Source organism: Roseburia intestinalis L1-82, assembly GCF_900537995.1.
Lineage (GTDB): Bacteria > Bacillota > Clostridia > Lachnospirales > Lachnospiraceae > Roseburia > Roseburia intestinalis.
Window position 1 is genome coordinate 2,631,859 of record NZ_LR027880.1, and the last position, 19,547, is coordinate 2,651,405.

Sequence of the window (19,547 nt, forward strand, 5' to 3'; positions counted from 1 at the left end):
CACTTCCCAACAAGCAATTTTCAACCGACGCGCCGCAGCGCGGGAGGGGAAAATACGGAAGTGGGTACCCGCTTCCTATGCTTGCTACGAATGTTTTTATCCCTTATGCCTTACTACGGAGCTATGCCCGGTTTTGCCAAACTTCCGCAAAAGAAAAACGCTGCAATCCTCAAAAAAAGATTACAACGCTCTCTAAACCTTATTCAATTCTGACGGACACTTCTTATCTGCCCTCTGTTTCGACTTCCGCTATCTCCTTTGCCGTTGCGCTCACAATCCGTATGCCTGTATCGCTCATACCGTCAAGAAGCGCGTCAAGCTGCCGCCGCTGCGTGTTCTTCTCTGGCGGCGTTTCCAAAAGAAACTGGTCTACGGATATATTGTAGCGGAGCATAAGCTCAAAGAAAATCTGTAAACTTGGGTGCTGCCCCTTGTTCTCAATGTTCGCAAGGTAGCGCGGCGAGATAAACATTTCGTCGCTCACTTTCTTGCGGCTCTCCTTGCGCCCTGTCCGCGCCGCCTTTATCGCTGCCCCAAAAGCCTTGAAATCGTATTTCGGTACTGGTCTTTTTGCCATAGTTATTCACCCTGTTACATTTTACTGTTCCCCTTTCTTCTTGGATATGTCTACACAATTCAATCAGTTAGCCAAAATAATTCATATGTATATGTTGACAATTAGCCGCTTTTTTTGTATAGTATTATTAAAAGGGGGAAATGTTTATGTTACATAGCATGCGTATTCGATAAGCATTGAAATCAAAAAAGATTTTTCCCATTTTCAATATGGGCTTTTTTGTCATGCTTATTTTGCGTATGCTATACAACAAAACTAACGATGTATAGACATAGTATAAAAACTATGCCTTAATTTTGTTGTAGTGTTATATGTATAAATGCAGGTCAATGCTCATGTTGAGAATTGACCTGTATTTTTTTGCACAAAAGGAGAAATATTATGCTTGAAAAATATTGGATAAAATGTCCAATTTGTAACGGAAAGACGAGGGTTCAAGTATTTTATAATACGGTATTAAGAAATTTTCCTCTTTTCTGCCCTAAATGTAAATTAACACATATCATTGATGTTGAAAAATTAGAAATCATAATCAAAAACTCTGAAAAACAAAAGGAAGGATATTAAATGAAACACTTACCTAAAAGTACACTTACGGAAATATTGAATGACCCATACGGATTTACTTACAAAGAAATGTCGGAAGTAATTGGAGAGGATAAAGCAAGAGCCTTATATGCGGAATTGTATAAACAGCCATTTCACAAAAAAAATCTATCAATATCAACAAAAAAAGTCTATAAAAGTAGCGATACTGAAAAGTATGTTTATGAATTGAAAGACAACAGGTATATCGAAACGGTTTTTATTAAACGGCGAGATGGTGGGACTGTTTGCGTAAGTACGCAAGTTGGTTGTTCTGTTGGCTGTATTTTTTGTGAGTCCGGACGCAATGGTTTCGTTCGTAATCTAACACCATCTGAAATTGTGCAACAGGTCATATTGATACGTCAAAAAGTAAATCGTATCGTTTTTATGGGAATGGGAGAACCTTTATTCAATTACGACAACTTGATTGCAGCAATCCATATTCTTCGAGATAGAAATGGACTTAACTTTCCAACCGACGGCATTACCGTATCAACAGTTGGTCCAGTTAATCAATTAAAAAAATTGCGCGAAGAACATCTAAAAATTCAGTTGACAATATCTTTACATGCAGCAACACAGGCTGCGAGAAACTGCATCATTCCTCATATGCACATGTACGCTATTGAAGATGTTGTTAAGCAAGCATTGTCCTATTCACAAAGGCATAATCGAAAAGTGGTATTTGCGTATTTGCTTTTACCAGGTATAAATGACCGTTCCTCAGATATAAGGCAACTTGCAAAATGGTTTAAGGGCAAAAATGTTATGATTAACGTGCTGCAATACAACCCGACGAGTAATTCAAAAATTAGAGCACCACAAAAACAAGAAATGGTTGCGTTCAAACATCAATTAGAGCAAACAGGACTTGAAGTTACCATGAGAGTTTCTCATGGTAGAGAGATTAAAGCAGCTTGTGGACAGTTAGCTAATACATATAATAAAGCCAAAAAACAACAAAAATAATTTAATTAAAAGAGCCAGACGCACAGACGCAGAGCCGATAATATGCAGTTTGAAATACTGCTGTTATCGCCTCTTTTTTGATTTAATTTGTGCCCCCAATAACCATATTGGAGCAAAATCAGAACTGTTGCTTGTCGTTCTTTGATTTCCGCAGCAGCTTTGAAAAACCAAAGCCGCCGTTTCTTTTTATCTTCTAATGAAATGACGCGGTATCACTGTTAAAAGCGGCGGCTAAAAGGAGGTAGCCGCCATGAAGCACATACCATATCGACAAAATCCGACGGTCATTGACACATCAAAAAAAGCCCGACCACCGCCGGGGAAAACTACGTCTATCAATATGAACTGTCTAATCATCTGAATACCGCTTACAATACCTATACGTCTGTCCGGGCTTTTCGGACAGGCGTATTTTGCTGCTCAAAAAATTTTTTGAAAAAAATCCGAAAATCTTCGGCGTTTTTTTCAAAAGGCAGTATTGCCCCGCGAAAAGGGGGAAGCACCACCAACTTTCCAACGAGAAAGGGGGTGAGAATGTGGAACCTAATCGCAGGGAGTTTATAAAACAGTGCGCTTTCCAGAAGTTTTGTAATACGGTACTGCACAATGAAGCGTGTGACGCTCACAAAGAGCTGCACAGGCATAAGGCAAGGGAGATTACCTTTTCCGACTTGACCTTAGAAGAAGCGCGGCAGCTTCATACCTTTGATGAATATTTCAAAGGGGAAATCGCCTTTGAAAGAGCCGGGAAGAAAATCACGCCGAAGCTGCTTCTTGAAGCAATCCGTACTTTGCCGGAAGAAAAGCGCAAAGCCGTACTCCTGTACTATTTCGAGGGAATGAACGACACCGAGATTGCGGAGCTGTTCGATACGTCGAGAAGCACGATACAGTACAGGCGGACAAGCTCTTTTGAGCTGCTAAAAAAATATCTGGAGGAAAATGCTGATGAATGGGACGAATGGTAACGAACCCGGCTACCCGGAAAAAGCCCTTGTTCCCTATCCTGTCATTTTGGCAGCGACAAAGGGCGACCCGGACGCTATGAAGATTGTCTTGCAGCATTTCAGCGGCTACATAGCCCGCCTCTCCATGCGGAAGCTGTACGACGAGCGCGGGAACGTCTATTTTGGCGTAGACCACGACATTCGGGAACGGCTGCAAGCAAAACTGATGATGGCTGTCCTCACCTTTAAGGCAGAGGAATAAACCGCAGCGGCGGGACGCTTTCTCTCTCCCCCTTTTCCGTTCCGCTGCTGACGCGGCAGCAAAGCCATTCTGAACCTTGACAAAGAAAGCGGCGCAAGATAACGGCGGCGCAGCATAGGGCAAATCGGATACGTTCCTTTTGCGCCGAGCCATACGGTGGGTGCGCCATGACGCTATCCGGGTGAGGTTATCCCCGCCCGGACAGCCGAGCGACCAACACCGCGCCGGAAAGCAAGTGTAGCGGCTTGCGGGCGACGACACGCAAAATATACAATGATACTTCCTTACAGCCACAGTCCGAGCGTTAAGAGCGTCGCAGGCAATGGGTAGGGCTGCATGAGAACCATGCCGGGGTGAAATTCCCATGAGGTTATGCTAATAACCGTCCGATTAAAGCCTTTGTTTTCTTGAATAGTGGACTTGCTGCTATTCATAGACTGTATTATATGTTTGCGAAAGAAAGGGGGATTTTCTTTGACGCAAAACCAGACGCCCGTTACCACAACGGAGCATAAAATCGGAAAAGTTACTTACCTTGTATGTTCGTCCGCAAGTGAACGCGCAACGGACACACTGGATAAAAAGATAAAGAAGCTCATTCGCAAGGACATGGAGCTGAACCCCGCAAACGCCCGGAAATAGGGCGTTTCTTCACATTTTATACATGACACAGGCAGCGGTATGTGGTATAATATAGACAGTACAAATACCATGCTTGTCTGTCGTCGGAAAGGAGGACAAAATGTTACAGACAGACAAGATTACCGCTTTATATTGCAGATTGAGCCAGGAAGATATGCAAGCCGGGGAAAGCGAAAGCATACAGAACCAAAAACTGATTTTACAAAAGTATGCTGACGAACACCACTTTTTCAACACACGCTTTTTTGTAGACGACGGATTTTCCGGCGTGAGCTTTGAGCGTGAGGGGCTTCAAGCCATGCTGCATGAGGTTGAAGCCGGGAACGTGGCGACCGTCATAACAAAAGACCTTTCCCGTCTGGGACGTAATTATCTGAAAACCGGCGAACTGATAGAGATTGTTTTCCCCGAATACGAAGTGCGCTACATTGCCATTAACGACGGTGTAGACACAGCGAGGGAAGATAACGAGTTTACCCCTCTGCGGAACTGGTTCAACGAGTTTTACGCCCGCGACACCTCAAAGAAAATCCGGGCTGTCAAACAGGCAAAGGCACAGAAAGGCGAGCGCGTCAACGGCGAAGCTCCTTACGGCTACCTTATCGACCCGGATAACCGCAATCATCTGATACCCGACCCGGAAACGGCACACGTCGTAAAACAGATTTTTGCAATGTATGTACGGGGCGACCGTATGTGTGAAATCCAGAACTGGCTGCGGGACAATGAGATATTGACCGTCGGGGAACTGCGCTACCGCAGGACAGGGAGCAAACGCCACCCCCGCCCACAGCTCAACGCATGGTACAACTGGCCGGATAAGACACTGTACGACATTCTGACAAGGAAAGAGTATTTAGGGCATACCATAACCGGGAAAACCTACAAGGTATCTTATAAGTCGAAAAAGACGAAAAAGAACCCGGAGGAAAAAAGGTATTTCTTCCCCAACACTCACGAACCTTTGATTGATGAAGAAACCTTTGAACTTGCACAGAAGCGGATTGCCACCCGGCAACGCCCGACAAAGGTTGATGAAATTGACCTGTTTTCCGGGCTGCTCTTTTGTGGGGACTGCGGCTACAAAATGTATGCAGTACGCGGAGCCGGGACGCTTGAACGGAAACACGCCTACACTTGCGGCAACTACCGCAACCGGGCAAGAAATGATATGCTCTGCACTACGCATTATATCCGCAAAAGCGTATTGAAAGAACTTGTCCTTGCAGACTTGCAGCGAGTAACGTCTTATGTGAAAGAGCATGAACAGGAGTTTATCGAAACCGCCAACGAGTGCAGCGCAAAGGCAGTACAAAAGACGCTGACACAGCAGCGGAAAGAACTTGACAAGGCGCAGAACCGTATTAACGAGCTGAACATCTTATTCCGCAAGCTCTACGAGGACAACGCTTTAGGGAAACTTTCAGATGAACAATTTGCTTTTCTGACTTCCGGCTATGATGAAGAAAAAAAGACGCTGACCCGGAGGATTGCGGAGCTGTCACAGGAAATCGACAACGCCACCGAGCGCAGCGCGGACGTAAAAAGGTTTGTCGCACTGGTACGCAGATACACAGCGATTGAAGAACTGACCTACGAAAACGTCCATGAATTTATTGACCGTATTCTTATTCACGAACTGGATAAGGAAACGAACACCCGCAAAATCGAAATCTTTTATAGCTTTGTCGGCAGAGTTGATACAGGCGACAAGCCTACTGAAAGTATCTCCTATTTCAGACAGATAGGAGCCGACGTAAAGAGTTATGCTATCTAACATACATCAAAAAGAGGTAAGATAACACCCTCTGCAAAAAAGGTATCGTTATCTTACCTCAACAAAAGTTGCCCCTGAATAGCCGTCATCCTCACGGATTGATACTATTTCAATATCTTCTTTGTCTTTTAAATAATTAAGTATCAGGGATTTCTGATTTGAGATACTGTTACTTTCAGCTTTTCTCACATCATCAAGATCGCCATCTTCCTTAGATAATCTAACATAGATGGCTGCTCTGTAAATTCTTTTAGAATTGTTCATGTCCACCACTCCTTCGATTTTCTAAGTTAGAAGTCCCAAATCAAGAGGAATGGAAACATAAATATGAAATTGATACCCTTTCGGGTTAGATGTCCTTATTTGTCTGTAATGATATCACAAATCCATCTGAATTTCCACCCCTAATTTTGGCTGACTGCTCTATACATTGGCAAGCATAGCAATATAATTGTCTTTCAGGCTTTCCCCATTATCGGAAAATGAAATCTTAATCTTGCTCTTTCCTGACCTGCGGAAATACGGATTACCTGTCTTTGCAATCATTCCCGCAACCTTCTTTTCCACAGGCATTCCGTCAGCGTACTTTATGCTGTTTACTTCCACCAATGTATCAATATCCACATCTTCTAATCTCTGTGCCGATATTTTGTCCAACTGTTCAACTGTCATCCTATCCCTCCAATCAAATTAAGCCGCCAGATATGCTGACGGCTATGTAACACCGGAGCTTTCGCCCCGGCTGGAATTTATGCAATTGGATTATTATGTTTTGTACTCATACCCAACTGGATCTGCATACCTTTTGTTATCTGTCTTAACTGGTTTTTGCTTACTTTCCCGATTTTTTCTATCAGGTCCGTATCTTTCACATCACATAACTGCTCACACTGAGCGATACTGTTCGTTCTTAATCCAACAGCCTTAAACGAACTGATAAAAATATGTGTTGGCAGATATGTCTTTTTATGAATCTTACTTGTAAGCGGTACTGCATGGAATACCGTGCTGTGTCTGTTTGCACTGTCATTGCTCACAATCACTACTGGTCTGATACCGTGCAGCTTGTGGTCATTCTCATCTTCCGGTACTCCAAAATCAACCATCCAGATATCGCCCCGTCTTATTTCACTCATAATATTCACTTCCTTGTCTGTCAACTGGTATTTCCTGCCCACGGATATATTCGACAGCTTCCTGTTCCGTAGGACAGGCAACAACTCTGTCTCCTTTCCCATCAAACACCACGGTTTCTGATGAAAATGTCACTATGCTTAATTCCTTTTTATCCGGCATTGTCCTCCTCAAATGAGATGAGAGCAGGTTCATAGCCCCTGCTCTCGTCGTTAATGCTGATCCCGTGCTCTGCTGCAAGTTCCATGATACCTTTCACCACATCTTTATCCGATGAGACATCATAGATACTGCTTACCAGAATACTGATAATGGAATCTCTTTCGATATAAAATTTAAGTCTTTCCACAGACTTCGTATCTTTAAAGATTGTTTCTACAATCTCAAAATCCGCTTTCTTCGCATATGCTTCTATCCTGTCTGCGGCTCTGTCGGCATTTCTGCCTACGCAGATAACACAACACTTACTCATAGAGCCTCCTATCTGTCGGCTCTGAGACGCTTGAAAAATACTGCCATAAAATCAGCAAGTGAAACAATACCGTTATCTTCCTTTTTCCCTGCCTGCTCCATCTTCTGATAATATCCAGCCATATCATCGTTTGCTGTCTCAACCGTAATGCCGTGCTCTCCGAGCATAATGATGTTATCCATAATTGTTTCTTCACAATCGCCCACCATATCACTCATAAGAGTAACAACCACATCAACATCTTCTACTTCTGCCATACCGACAAAGGCAAACTTCATAGGAAATGTCATTCCCTCCGGTCTTGCGTTCTCCGAAATGACTGCAACCACCTCATATCCATTCACAGCGCAATACTCCTCAAGAACCTGCATTACCATCTGATCCGCTGCCTCATTTCCTGTTGCTCCAAAATATATAACTGCTTTATTCATTTTAAAATCTCCATTCCTGTTTTTATTTTGATTTGATATCCTGTGCACACTTTATCTCCTCACATAAACTGACCTGCCAATGCTCTCTGTACTTATAAGCCCCGTTGTTGTCTGCTGGTTACTGCAAATCAGTTTGTGTGGGAAGATAAAATACTATCTTCCCGGTTTCTTAACCATCCCCGTATCGGGTAACATATCCTTTGCCAGCCACAATCACTTCGTAGTTTCCTGCCCATCTGGACTTACGAAAGTAGCCACTCTCTGAAAATGCGTTTTGCTGAAATTCAGGTGCACTTATTATCTCATTACCTCCGGCTGCTAACCCGGTAGGCACAACCCTCTGCTCTTATCCTTAAAGGCTCCTGCTGTTACGTTTCTCATAATCGGCTACAGCTCTGAGGATAGTCATCGCACGAAATGGGATTCTGCCACCCTGTCATAGACAAGGCGATATAAGCTCGTGGGATATGCGTGTCCTATTCTGTTTTCAATATTCAACGGCTCTTTTCTCAGAACCTGAACAAAGTATAACTGACACCACGCATCTTCTACAGTAACCGACACTCTTTTGAACTAAGAGTAACACTCCCACCTGTTCCAAATCCTTATAAAAAAAGCCGGACTGCATTATCAAAAATGCAATCCGACTTTTTTATTCTGTCAGAAGTTTCATATTGTCAACGGCATTTAATACCATATTCCGGATAAACTGTACTTCCTTCTCCTTCAGACCAACCAGCAGATCATCGACTTCTGCCTTTCTTTCACACCCACACACAAGATAATCCAACGTTATATGAAACAATTCAGCAATACTAATCAGCGTATCTATTTTTGCTCCATTTACACCAGCTTCAATTTTCCGCAGAGCATCCACTGACAATCCAATCTGCTCGGCAAGCTGCTGTCTTGTCATTCTTCTTGCCGCACGCAACTCTTTTATTCTTTCTCCACTATTAACAATATCGTAGTACACCTTCCACTCTTTTCCGGCACCTTATATATTTGCTTAAGCTGTATTCATTGTACCGTAAGCGAATCTTTTGTAAGAGTGACTAAACCAGCTATTTCAGGTGGAATATTGTACACCTTAATACCAAGAATATAAATATTTGCGGATTAAAAAAGAGATATTTCCAAACTCTCATTACATTTTGGAAATATCTCTTTACTTAATATCCTCATCCGGCACAAACTCCATGATGTCCTCTATCTTACAATCAAGTATGGAACATAATCTGTTAAGGATTACCGTTTTTACGACCATATTCTTTCGCAATCGCTGTAACTGTGCTTTATCTATTCCATAATCTTTAATTAGTGCATACTGGCTAATATTTTTCTTCTTGAGTGTGATCCATAACCTGTCATATACTATCATTACAAAGACCTCCTCCTTGTATTCTACGCAAGAGTGTCCTATAATGATATGGTGCGTGTATGCACCATACTGTATGTATATGATAGAATAGAAAATAGCCATAATCTGCATAGAAAACAGCTCTCAAGGTTATTATGTAATATAGAACGGATTATCTGTTTTACTTTTATGGTATTCAACCGGGACAATTCAAGCACCTGACAATTTGACCGCAAATACCCTTCTCAGAAAGGATTCACAACAACACTATGAATGATAAAAACACATACTCTGTTGATAAATATTTGGAAATCATTGCCGAAAAAGAAGGAATCACAAAAGAAGAAGTCCAACAGGAAATTGGGCGGGCAGTTTCCATTGCTTTAAAAAGCCCTGATCCAAAAATGCAACGCTTCTGGACAGACTTTCCATGTGAAAATGATACTCCCACCATTGAAGAAATCATATACCATCTCGCTGAAAAATTTGCAAAAGAGTCATAGACAAAGGACAGGATAACTACCCGTCTATTCACTCAGATAATCTTCCTGTCCTCTTAATATTTGTTCAATCATATGTAATGCAAATTCTATTTCTCTTTCGTCACATCGATTCATCATAAATGCAAAACGCTCAATGTGTTTTTCTGGGTGCTGCTGGCTCATCAAAACCATAGGCGATGACTCCAATGCATGAACAATATTCAAATATGTATCAAGACTCATTGCCCTTCTGCCATTTTCAACACTTTTGATAGTATCCAATGATACATCTGCCCGTTCTGCAAGCTCTGCCTGTGTAATTCCAAGCCTTCTGCGTTCTTTTCTGATATTCTCTGCAATAATTTCGTATATGTGCTCTCTTTTCCCCATAGCCCCATCATCCTTTCTGACTTATCGCATTATATCAGAAATTATTATGGGTTTTAGGAAACTGTAATCCTTTGACATTTTCGTGTAATACTTTGCATATTCCTTCTAAACACCAATCTACTTTTACACTGAAATTTAAAATTTCAGCAAAATGTATATAACAACATGAGAAAAGCCCGTGGCAGATCCACGAGCTTTATCTCCAGTTTGAAGCATGGATATAGATAGTTCCCTGCTTTTATTTAGTGTAACATACACCTTTACTTAGCTACATGTGTAAAATCCCAGTGCGAAAATACGTCTACATAGCAGGTTTTTGTTTCAACCACATATCTCTCCATGCCGCCTAATGCTTCATTATATCTTTCTTTATATTTTGTCTCAACGACCTTATATGTATAATACATAGGACGATATTTGATTAAATAATGAGATCCTTTTGGAACAGTTACGGAGTATCCGCTACCTAAAGAATATGATTTTGATGCACCTAGTGTAACACCCAACTCACTTCCTATAGTTCCACCATTTGTATATCCACCGGAAACTGAAGCTTTAAAGGAAATATTATAAGAAGTATCTTGAGTGTAATTCAATGATAATTTTGCGCTAGATGTAGAACTACCACCACTCGTGCCATTTCTCCATGCACCACTTTTTAAACTACCTTTGGTATATTGATAACCATATACGGTAACAAAATCAGAAATGCGTTCTTCATTTTCCTCATCAGCTTTAATTTCCGTTTCAAAATAATCAGCTCCATCATGAGGCAAATTTTCAGTGTCATAGTTATGAGTCTCCGCAGCAAACGCTGTTGTCGAGCACCCCAAAATCAATATAAAACTTAAAACCATACTAATTATTTTTTTCATTAGAAGTCACCCCCGCTTTGCTTTAAAAAAACTATAAACCAGATAAATAATTGCCAAAATGATACTAAAAACAAAAAAGCCACCAATATAAATAAGAGGACTTTTAAAAAGATAATCCATGTTATTGGTAAGATATCCATTTCCTGAACTAAATCCAGTTATTGAGTCAATATATTGGACAATAATGGAAAGAAACGGAAGCGTACTTAAACCAAATATGCCAAAAATTATCATTATTATAGCTAAAATCTTCAAATGAAAATCTTTCATCAAAATCACCCCCTATTTTAATATCATTTTGTCGTTATATGCAGATCATTCTATAAGCATATTCATAATTATATTTACTTCTCCTTTCCTCAGTATTCAATGTGCCATATAGAGCAATCTGTTGTATATTCTAAGAATAGCAGGAATCAAAGCAAAAGAAAATATCCTATGCAGAAAGTGACCTGTTTTTGCAGAAAATGACCAACAGAACAAAAATTACTCAGAAATCAAGTAAAAAACACAGCATTGATACTATTTCAAAGCTACAGTTCTGCTCTAAAGAATATATTGAGAGTACGCTTTCAACAATATTTCCTAGTCTAAAAACGGTATTAGAAGAATTTTGGTAAAAATTTAGCAGGCAATAATTTGAATATTATTGCCTGCCAAATTAATGATGAAATCATATGATTCTTCTGTCAATCAGAACCAATCTGCTTTCTCCTATCGGAGTCCAAGCATACACACTCTTGCAATATAACGTATCATCAGCTCCGAGCCTGTGCTTTCTGTATATTGTCTGACCAATACTTATTGCTGAAAAAATTCCCATTTCTAGGCAAATTTCTGAACATATCCATAACAATATCATATGATAAGCCTGATGTGTCCACAAACATCTCTTTCCCATCTTTAGATTTAACTGCAATTCCGTTATCACCCACATACGCTACTGTATTGTCATCTAATTTCTGTATTAATCCCGTCATTTCCGCAAATTTCTTTAGCGCAAACTCCCCGGATTCTTCACAAAGTTTTCGGAACTTTTCTGCATCCTCACCTACCATATACGGATATTTTCCATCTCTAATATACCATGAAATTCCCGTTTCTGAATCCGTGTATTTAGGATCAGTTAATGCCCACTCTTCCAAAGGAACACCCTGATACCATACTGTCATTTTTTCACTGGAATCATTGCTTATTTCTGGTTCATCATTTTGAATTTCTTTCTCAGCAATTTCATCCTGCCCCTGTTCATATCCTCTACATGACACGTTACACTTTAGTGCCTCATAAATTTCTTGAACATTTGCATATTTGTTAACTGCTGCAACATCCGGTGTCTCTAACACTTCCTTTTGTTGAAAAGCCTTTGATTGGTTATATTTTGAACCTGATTTTCTTCCTGCGTAAATATTGTTATTTACAGCGGTATTTACCATATTTACCATATTTATAATCCCTCCAGCAGCAATATAATCTAATTTTCTTATTATAGTATGTTGCACTTTATGCCAGATTGCTATAAAATGCAACATACAATGAAAATATTCTGTTGCGCTTGCTTAATATCCCATATTCAAGCAGCTATTATTGTGCATAAGCAGCAGAAGCAATATAGCCTACCTGCGAAGACCCAACAGAATACAACTCATAATGGAAATGGTATCTAACGCCTACCTTAACACCTGTAAATGTCAGTGTCCATGAATCTCCTGAATAGTTAGCAATTTGTACCGGTGCACTTGTTCCGTCATTTCCTACAAGAGTAATTGTTCCCTGAAGATAATCTGTTCCACTTTCATTAGGCATATAAACATTTAAGCACAACTTTGTAACGCTTGAGTTATTAATGGTGTAATAATAATTTCCGTTGAATACACCGCTTCTGGAATTGCTTCTTGTAATGGTTCTATTTGCATCATACTGAATCGTATCTGCAAGAGCAACGGCGTCATCATAAGCAGGTACTACGTCCAAATCGCCACAATCGCTTACTTCTACTGCCTTATTTGCATTAGGGGCAGCCTGTCCCTGAGTGGATACTTCACTTGCAAACGCAGTTGTTCCCATTGCCAAACATAACATCAAACTCAACACCAACGCCTTTAAACTTTTTACTTTCTTCATTTTAAAATCTCCTTTCAAATTAACATCGTATAAATTTTCATTCCAACAGGAATCTATAAACAACTTTATGCTTTTTTCTGTCTTTCCAGATTTAGATAAGTATTCATATTTCGCATATAAAACATCTGCAAATCATACTTTCCTAATTTGTTCATATCCTGAATAACCTTTTCAAAGCTGGATATAAGGTCACATCTTTCATTTAATCCCATGTGACCAGTTTCTTGTGGAAAAGAGCTGAGACTATTACCCCTATCAACATCATAATATGCCTCCAAAGCACTCATTTCGACATAAGAAGCATTTCTCAAATCAATATCGTTAATATTAATCTTTTCTTCAAATTCTTTTCCATTTTCATCAATCCCTTTGGCTATCACTACAGGATTATCATCTGTTGACTCTTCTGCATACTTAATATAAAACGAAAGACCGGTTCCATTTCCGCCTGAAAACAACATATCATCCGTCTTTAAATACACTTTCATTGATGTCTGAGGAAATGCCTCATTTCCGTTAACAGATGTTTTGCTATTGTTTTGTCGCTTTCCAAATAATTCAGATACACTCTGCACTCCCGAACCAATACGCATTTAACCACCTCCATTCGCATTATAATATGTTATTTATATGAATTAACATATATTAGTTTGCACTAAACGTGAATACCGTTGAAAAGGAACGTGTAGTATTAGGGAAGTTTGTTGACCTGAAAGTTGTATTAAATCTATAACTTCCCGCTTGCGTAATCGGACCACAATCATATGTATAATAGAAGCCATCTGCGCCTGTACCAGATATAATAAATGGCTCCTGATGTATCCACGAAATACTTCTTCCATCAAATGTTGTAGTATCGCTGCCATATCCATATACCTTGATCGTAACGCCAAAATTTCCATTTGTAAGCCAGCCATATTTATAAAGTGAAATGCTTGTCACCTGCGGAGCCGGTCCATCTCCAGGCCACCATAGCGGATTAATCCCTTCCTCATTACCACTGCCTTCAACTATTGTTCCTTCCTGATCTCCTGCAATATTCACCGTCATTCCACCATCATTGGTTTCAGAATATTCAGGAATACTACTCTCCTTTTCTGCTGCTGACACCATTGTTCCCATACCCATTAACATAGTCAATGCTAATGCAAATGCAATAACTTTCTTAATTTTTTTAACATATCAGTACCTCCTTTTTATACTTGTCATCTTGGAATAAACAATTAAGTTCCTATAGCATCTATGGCTACAGATATAATAGTAAAACACGCCAGTTAACTATCTTTCACTTTTCTTCTGGATAATCGGACGTTTCGGCTGATGAAATATTCCCATGCATGCAGGTGGGAATCTATCTATTCCATATACAGCTTCATTTCTCATGACATGTTCTACAACCTTCAACACTTTCTTATTAACCTTCTTCATTCTTTCACCTCCTGTTTAAAAATTTTTGCTATACACAGCAAAGCTGCACATAATATAACAGCTATTGCCATATAACTAACGTAAACCATATCTGCATCTAACAGAACACAGCCAAGTATTATGCACCCCTCAAGTAAAACAATAGTCCTCGCAGATTTTTTCGATTCCATCAATTCATCTGATGTCATGTGCATATTAGGATGATTCGCTGTACCAATCAATCCTATCCCTGTTATAGCAAGTAGTACTATTGCAAATAACCATTGTGGATGTTCTGACAATTTTTCACTTATAATCACGATAACTAAATAAGAAACAATGGATGCTAAATAACATCTATAAAACTTGTCCAGATGATATCCGCCAGTTCTCTTTCTTAATTCTAAAAAAAACACAAGAAAAAATATAGTTGGGAGCAGCTTGTGAAACATCAAACTGATTACGATAATACTGCCAACAGTAATAAATTTCTCTATCCAACAGATAAAAACATAAACATATCTTGCTTCCATCTCTTTGTCAATTAACCTTGCTTCAGTCATCTGACCAATTAAATCATCAGCTATTTTTTCAATCATAGTTATGCCTCCTGCCAAATTAAGTATAACTTTATCTGTTTACAAAACAATATCCATTGCAGAAAGTGACCTTTTTTTGCAGAAAATGACAAAAAAAAGTGATTTGCTTGCAGCAAATCACTTTTTTAAGGTTCATCTTAGTTTGGCAATATAACTGAGAAGTAGAACTCATTATTATCATTTCGTATAGCATAAGAGCCTTGATATTTTGTTATAACCTCAATTATATTTTTTATTCCAACCCCATGCTCATCCATTTCATATTTCTTTGAGGTCTGTATTTCTCCATCTTTAATATTAAGTTTACCATCATATGTATTCTTTACAGATATAATGATGTTGTCTTTCTCTTTAACCAGTTTCATTTTCATAACTTTTTTGCCTGAGCACTTTTCACAAGCCTCTATTGCATTATTCAAAAGATTCGATAAAATAACAACAATATCCTCATCACGCATTTTAATTCCTGATAGATCATTGATTTGAAAGATAAATACAATTCCTTTATCCAATGTTTCCTTATATTTGCTATTTAATATAGCATCGATAATCACATTATTTGTTTTAATATAGTCTAACTCTGTACTCAAATTTCCGCTTATACTTCTCACATAATCCTTTAGTTCATCATAATTTTCCATCTCTATCAAAGACTCAATGCACATAATCTGATTCTTATATTCATGTGTTTTTTTCCGTTGTTTAACAAAATTTTCTGAAATAGAACGGTACATGTCTGTCTGATTTCGTGCTTTCAGTTGAAACACTTCATTTTCACGAATCTTAATTTCACGTTTTAATATATCATTTATCATATAGAACACAACTATATTCATCCCTGCCAGACACAATGCTATAACCAAGAATACATTTTCCTGCTTTTGATTCTCAATGCTTCCAGATGTTATGATCAATGCAATAACTGTGAAGATTGTAAAAAGTGGAAAAAAGATAAATCGAAGCCAATCTGTACTTCTTAAAACATCCGAGGACTCCCCTCCTATTTTTTTCCTGATAAGCAGAACAACTAGAAAAAGAATTATTTTTGCCAAAACTGTTATTAAACTTCCACCTACAAAATGTGACTCATTAATTTCTGCTACACTATGAAAGAGAGAGACATTTATCCAAAGTGTAAAATAGTCTACAGAAAGCAGTAATGCTTGAAATAATAATGATAAGATTATTGCTTTTTTTAAATGGATTTTAAAATAAAAGCTCATAAACAGCGCAATGACAACAATAGCTAACATCTGCTTTAGGACAAACTGATCATAAAATAACAAAGCTATTATATATCCACATATTACCGTTCCTAAAATAATACTACAGTTTCTCCAATTATTTTCGGATCTCTTTTCAGCAAAACTTTCAAAAAATATTTTGCAGCATATTATTTCCAATACCGTCAGCATTATACTTTGAATGTAATTAACCAACATCTATATTTCTCCTTTATACGAAACAAATGTTTCTTCAACAAATTTATATCGTGCTTTTGGAATTTCTAATTTAATACCATTGTTCAATAACGCCTCATACCGGCTGACTTTCTCAATATGCTTCATATTAACCAGATAACTTTGATGTATCCGGATAAAATCATTACCTTGCAACTCTTTTTCCAGCTCATCTAGTTTGCCATATATTGAATATTTTTTTAACTTGTCCTCCATAATGTAAAATTCCAGTTTATGCAATCTGCTCTCTATGTATAATAAACGCTCTAATGCTACAATCTTTGTACCCTCATTAAAGTTAAATTTCTTCTTTTGGGCTACATAATTCATATTCAAGCTGATTGCATCCATACACTCAAATATTAGTTCCGGAAAATTTACATTATTTTTCAAAATATATCTTATAGCTCCTACGCTGTATCCTTGAGGGGCACATGTAATAAATGCTGTAACAAAAACTATAAAAACATCATTGCTGACTTTTCTTATTTTCTGCGCAGTTTCCATTCCATCCAGTTCATCCATATTTACATCCAAAAAAACAATATCATACTTTGCCAGATTGATACCTAAACTTATAAAATCCTTTCCTGATTCAAATTCATCAATTTCGTATAATATATCATTTTCATTCATATATTCTATTAAAATATCATGAATGCGTTTTCTAAATTGTCTTTCATCATCACATATAGCAATTCTGAACATATGCTCATCCCCTTCCACACACAAATTTGACATACTTCTTTCATTTGGTTGGATTATTTTTTGTATATTTTCCTATTTTTTATTATATTTCGGCATCTTTATCCAAAATTTTAACCACTACTCTATATTTGTAATATCCCATGTTCGTCTACAAAATTATATATCAATACCTATTTTTTATACATTTTGCTATTGCACATATCGTTTCACTGCAATCTTTCCCATAACCATAAATACTGCTATTAGGACTATACTCACATACCCAGCATAAAAATAATCTTGCAGATCCAGACAAAACAAAATTATAAGAACACATACCTGTAATGCCGTTATGCAATGTGTTACCCTTGCATAATACCTTCTTTCTTCCTCATCAAGCGGTTTATTGATACTTTCCACTGGGGCAAGGACAATAATAATTACCACTGCAAGAACTCCGATCAATAAAATCACGGCATTAGGAACATTTTTCATTACAGGCTCATATGTATAAACCGGAATAAATAAAATTGCCATTGATATCAAAAAACAGCCGATTCTACTCTTACAGTGGCTGCCCCCACTATAGCTTCTCAACGAGGCATAAAATAACAGGAAGACCAGAACAAGTCCCGGTCTCCCCGTCACAATGCCAAATATTCCAGAAGCCAAAAGGTTTCCTGCAACAACAATGCCATTTTCTATCCCATATCGGTACAGTTCTGCATCCTCTTTTTGCACAATCCCCTTTTGTATCAATATTTCATTTATCTTCTTTGCAAATTTAGCAATCATACCCTGTTACCACCTTAAAATTTTCTAAGTTTTTTCGCATTATCCGGTAACTTTTCCTGTCCGAAAATAAACCAGCAGCAACGGTTCATATTGGTTGCAGTTACCGTAAGGGCAAGTGCTGCCACGCTGGTTAATGCTCCATGACTGAGTCGGTTCATCAATTTTCTTAATTTTGACATATGTATATGTCCTCCTTTACATTTGATGAATGCACTATATCATACTTTATGGGAAAATCCGGCAAAGTGTAACAGATTGACATTTAAGTGTAACGCTTTGCATTTATTCCTTCACTTCAATTCCATAGAGCATTGCTGAAACCTCAAATATATCCCCTTTATCTGTAAAACTGACCGTTCCATTGTATTTTTCTACCACTTTACGAACACTCTGAACACCATGCCCATGTCGGATATTATCTTTCTTGGTTGTTTTCAGGCTTTTATTTTTCTTTCCTGTTTTGCTGTTTGTTATTACAAGAAGCAAAATCCCCGACTGGTACTTATTTTCAATCTTTACAAAACGCTGTCCCTCCGGCACCTTGCTACAGGCTTCTACCGCATTATCCACAAGATTTCCATACAATACACCTATATCCCCGTGATCAAGCTGCATCTGCTTTGGAATACGAATAGATGTTTCTACTTTTATTCCCCTTGCCTTTGCCCTGCCAAATTTAATACGGAGCACAGAATCTACGATTGGATTATCAGAATACTGCTTTTCATCTATCTGCTCAAATTCTATGCACATCGCACCGATTTTCTCTGAAAGTTCATGCCCATCACTATTTTCCAACAGATGATACAGTTCATGCAATTTATGTTTCATATCGTGCTTTAACTTCTGCACTTCCTTATTCTGTTTTTCTGCTTCTTCATAATAGATGTCTTTATAGTGCATTTCTTCCCTGTACATTGCATCCTCATACTGTTTTTGCACAAGATAATTAAAACGTTCCATCATATACAGCATAAAATAATCTGTCAGGACAATGGAAATTACAATACTGGCACACATAAGCAGGCTTTTTTCACTGCCAGCTTCCAATGACAAAAGAATAACAAAGCAGCAGTTCAACACCGTAAAGGCAAATACCATAACAAGCACACCCAAAATTTCTTTCGGAAAATCAGCAATCTGCATCCCTTTCTTTGAAATCAATTTTGACAGAATATACATCACATTTCCACGAACAAAGCTGCATATTACCATTACAAAATAATATTTATAACTTTCTCCCATATGAAAATTCATAGCATGGAGTAACAGCAAGGCTACAGGTTCAAACAGCATTCCAATACCCATGAATGTCACAATATTTATAATTCTCGTCCACATTCCTGATTCATAATAAAATGATAACAGTATAAGCACAATCAAAAGAGTCGCAAGATTCAGATACGGATTTTTTATGCTACTGACAAATGTCCATATAATTGCAGCAATGGTAAATCCAGCCCATATCCATACCTTTGATACTGGTTTCATTTTCTTATTGGAATGAAAATAATACATAAACACTGCCAGATCAAACAGGCTGATGGCAAAGCGTATCACATATTCCAT

Annotated in this window: 29 protein-coding genes and 1 pseudogene; 7 read left to right on the forward strand and 23 right to left on the reverse strand. The window is 38.3% G+C overall.

Going from position 1 to position 19,547, the window contains the following annotated elements:
• Positions 1-223: 223 nt before the first annotated feature.
• On the reverse strand, positions 224-577 hold the full coding sequence (locus RIL182_RS12395; RefSeq protein ID WP_004607969.1) for a helix-turn-helix transcriptional regulator: 354 nt from the start codon (positions 575-577) through the stop codon (positions 224-226).
• A 381-nt stretch (positions 578-958) separates the two neighbouring features.
• On the opposite strand from RIL182_RS12395, the gene RIL182_RS12400 reads away from it, so the two are divergent.
• The 6 genes from RIL182_RS12400 (at position 959) to RIL182_RS12440 (ending at position 5,762) form a co-directional block, all read left to right on the forward strand.
• Positions 959-1,144 (forward strand): cysteine-rich KTR domain-containing protein, encoded by a 186-nt coding sequence (locus RIL182_RS12400; protein ID WP_004607970.1) that lies wholly within the window; start codon positions 959-961, stop codon positions 1,142-1,144.
• Entirely contained in the window at positions 1,145-2,134 is a 990-nt protein-coding gene (gene rlmN, locus RIL182_RS12405) for a 23S rRNA (adenine(2503)-C(2))-methyltransferase RlmN (protein WP_004607971.1), read from the forward strand.
• Positions 2,135-2,670: 536 nt separating this feature from the next.
• Complete coding sequence (locus tag RIL182_RS12415; RefSeq protein WP_009255547.1) at positions 2,671-3,102, forward strand: RNA polymerase sigma factor; 432 nt, start codon at positions 2,671-2,673, stop codon at positions 3,100-3,102.
• Positions 3,083-3,343, forward strand: a complete 261-nt coding sequence (locus tag RIL182_RS12420; RefSeq protein WP_002590583.1) for a helix-turn-helix domain-containing protein — start codon at positions 3,083-3,085, stop codon at positions 3,341-3,343. The genes RIL182_RS12415 and RIL182_RS12420 overlap by 20 nt, the downstream gene beginning before the upstream one ends.
• A gap of 474 nt (positions 3,344-3,817) precedes the next feature.
• Positions 3,818-3,985 (forward strand): transposon-encoded TnpW family protein, encoded by a 168-nt coding sequence (locus RIL182_RS12435; RefSeq protein WP_022621154.1) that lies wholly within the window; start codon positions 3,818-3,820, stop codon positions 3,983-3,985.
• Between the two features lie 100 nt (positions 3,986-4,085).
• A complete protein-coding gene (locus tag RIL182_RS12440; protein WP_002569190.1) occupies positions 4,086-5,762 on the forward strand; it encodes a recombinase family protein in 1,677 nt (558 codons plus the stop codon).
• Between the two features lie 63 nt (positions 5,763-5,825).
• On the opposite strand, the pseudogene RIL182_RS12445 reads toward RIL182_RS12440, so the two are convergent.
• The 8 genes and pseudogenes from RIL182_RS12445 to RIL182_RS12475 all read right to left on the reverse strand — a co-directional run.
• Positions 5,826-6,026: pseudogene (locus RIL182_RS12445) on the reverse strand (recombinase family protein); the annotation flags it as partial.
• Positions 6,027-6,185: 159 nt separating this feature from the next.
• The gene (locus RIL182_RS12450; RefSeq protein WP_005602804.1) at positions 6,186-6,434 is read right to left on the reverse strand and encodes a DUF6870 family protein; all 249 of its coding nucleotides are present in this window, start codon (positions 6,432-6,434) and stop codon (positions 6,186-6,188) included.
• A 77-nt stretch (positions 6,435-6,511) separates the two neighbouring features.
• On the reverse strand, positions 6,512-6,898 hold the full coding sequence (locus RIL182_RS12455; protein WP_005602806.1) for a type II toxin-antitoxin system PemK/MazF family toxin: 387 nt from the start codon (positions 6,896-6,898) through the stop codon (positions 6,512-6,514).
• Positions 6,891-7,058 (reverse strand): hypothetical protein, encoded by a 168-nt coding sequence (locus RIL182_RS21705; protein ID WP_005602807.1) that lies wholly within the window; start codon positions 7,056-7,058, stop codon positions 6,891-6,893. The genes RIL182_RS12455 and RIL182_RS21705 overlap by 8 nt, the downstream gene beginning before the upstream one ends.
• Entirely contained in the window at positions 7,048-7,368 is a 321-nt protein-coding gene (locus tag RIL182_RS12460; protein WP_005602809.1) for a hypothetical protein, read from the reverse strand. Before RIL182_RS12460 ends, RIL182_RS21705 begins: the two co-directional genes overlap by 11 nt.
• 8 nt (positions 7,369-7,376) lie before the next feature.
• On the reverse strand, positions 7,377-7,799 hold the full coding sequence (locus RIL182_RS12465) for a hypothetical protein (RefSeq protein ID WP_172606715.1): 423 nt from the start codon (positions 7,797-7,799) through the stop codon (positions 7,377-7,379).
• Between the two features lie 652 nt (positions 7,800-8,451).
• Positions 8,452-8,775: a helix-turn-helix domain-containing protein gene (locus RIL182_RS12470; protein WP_005602820.1), complete on the reverse strand. Its 324-nt coding sequence runs from the start codon at positions 8,773-8,775 to the stop codon at positions 8,452-8,454.
• 192 nt (positions 8,776-8,967) lie between these two features.
• Positions 8,968-9,180: a helix-turn-helix domain-containing protein gene (locus RIL182_RS12475; RefSeq protein ID WP_014081251.1), complete on the reverse strand. Its 213-nt coding sequence runs from the start codon at positions 9,178-9,180 to the stop codon at positions 8,968-8,970.
• A gap of 248 nt (positions 9,181-9,428) precedes the next feature.
• Here RIL182_RS12475 and RIL182_RS12480 point away from each other — a divergent pair, with 248 nt between their 5' ends.
• The gene (locus tag RIL182_RS12480; protein WP_005602824.1) at positions 9,429-9,662 is read left to right on the forward strand and encodes a hypothetical protein; all 234 of its coding nucleotides are present in this window, start codon (positions 9,429-9,431) and stop codon (positions 9,660-9,662) included.
• Between the two features lie 24 nt (positions 9,663-9,686).
• Here RIL182_RS12480 and RIL182_RS12485 read toward each other — a convergent pair whose 3' ends face one another.
• The 14 genes from RIL182_RS12485 to RIL182_RS12550 form a co-directional block, all read right to left on the reverse strand.
• Positions 9,687-10,031 (reverse strand): helix-turn-helix domain-containing protein, encoded by a 345-nt coding sequence (locus tag RIL182_RS12485; protein ID WP_005602826.1) that lies wholly within the window; start codon positions 10,029-10,031, stop codon positions 9,687-9,689.
• Between the two features lie 260 nt (positions 10,032-10,291).
• Complete coding sequence (locus tag RIL182_RS12490; RefSeq protein ID WP_005602828.1) at positions 10,292-10,906, reverse strand: hypothetical protein; 615 nt, start codon at positions 10,904-10,906, stop codon at positions 10,292-10,294.
• Positions 10,907-10,912: 6 nt separating this feature from the next.
• Entirely contained in the window at positions 10,913-11,176 is a 264-nt protein-coding gene (locus RIL182_RS12495; RefSeq protein WP_005602830.1) for a hypothetical protein, read from the reverse strand.
• Between the two features lie 488 nt (positions 11,177-11,664).
• Positions 11,665-12,438 carry a hypothetical protein gene (locus RIL182_RS12500; RefSeq protein ID WP_005602834.1) on the reverse strand — a complete coding sequence of 258 codons (774 nt, stop codon included), beginning with the start codon at positions 12,436-12,438 and terminating at the stop codon, positions 11,665-11,667.
• A gap of 52 nt (positions 12,439-12,490) precedes the next feature.
• Entirely contained in the window at positions 12,491-13,030 is a 540-nt protein-coding gene (locus RIL182_RS12505; protein WP_015521442.1) for a hypothetical protein, read from the reverse strand.
• A gap of 65 nt (positions 13,031-13,095) precedes the next feature.
• Complete coding sequence (locus tag RIL182_RS12510; protein WP_005602838.1) at positions 13,096-13,623, reverse strand: hypothetical protein; 528 nt, start codon at positions 13,621-13,623, stop codon at positions 13,096-13,098.
• Positions 13,624-13,675: 52 nt separating this feature from the next.
• Positions 13,676-14,158, reverse strand: coding sequence for a hypothetical protein (locus tag RIL182_RS12515; RefSeq protein ID WP_015521441.1), 483 nt, complete (start codon positions 14,156-14,158; stop codon positions 13,676-13,678).
• 150 nt (positions 14,159-14,308) lie between these two features.
• Entirely contained in the window at positions 14,309-14,458 is a 150-nt protein-coding gene (locus tag RIL182_RS12520) for an AgrD family cyclic lactone autoinducer peptide (protein ID WP_005602841.1), read from the reverse strand.
• The gene (locus tag RIL182_RS12525; protein WP_005602844.1) at positions 14,455-15,036 is read right to left on the reverse strand and encodes an accessory gene regulator B family protein; all 582 of its coding nucleotides are present in this window, start codon (positions 15,034-15,036) and stop codon (positions 14,455-14,457) included. The genes RIL182_RS12520 and RIL182_RS12525 overlap by 4 nt, the downstream gene beginning before the upstream one ends.
• 137 nt (positions 15,037-15,173) lie before the next feature.
• Positions 15,174-16,478: a sensor histidine kinase gene (locus tag RIL182_RS12530; protein WP_006859325.1), complete on the reverse strand. Its 1,305-nt coding sequence runs from the start codon at positions 16,476-16,478 to the stop codon at positions 15,174-15,176.
• A complete protein-coding gene (locus RIL182_RS12535) occupies positions 16,479-17,222 on the reverse strand; it encodes a LytTR family DNA-binding domain-containing protein (protein WP_330573266.1) in 744 nt (247 codons plus the stop codon).
• A gap of 171 nt (positions 17,223-17,393) precedes the next feature.
• Complete coding sequence (locus tag RIL182_RS12540) at positions 17,394-17,978, reverse strand: accessory gene regulator B family protein (RefSeq protein WP_055039401.1); 585 nt, start codon at positions 17,976-17,978, stop codon at positions 17,394-17,396.
• Positions 17,979-17,992: 14 nt separating this feature from the next.
• Complete coding sequence (locus RIL182_RS12545; RefSeq protein ID WP_006859328.1) at positions 17,993-18,157, reverse strand: cyclic lactone autoinducer peptide; 165 nt, start codon at positions 18,155-18,157, stop codon at positions 17,993-17,995.
• Positions 18,158-18,260: 103 nt separating this feature from the next.
• Positions 18,261-19,547, reverse strand: coding sequence for an ATP-binding protein (locus RIL182_RS12550; protein WP_134523341.1), 1,287 nt, complete (start codon positions 19,545-19,547; stop codon positions 18,261-18,263).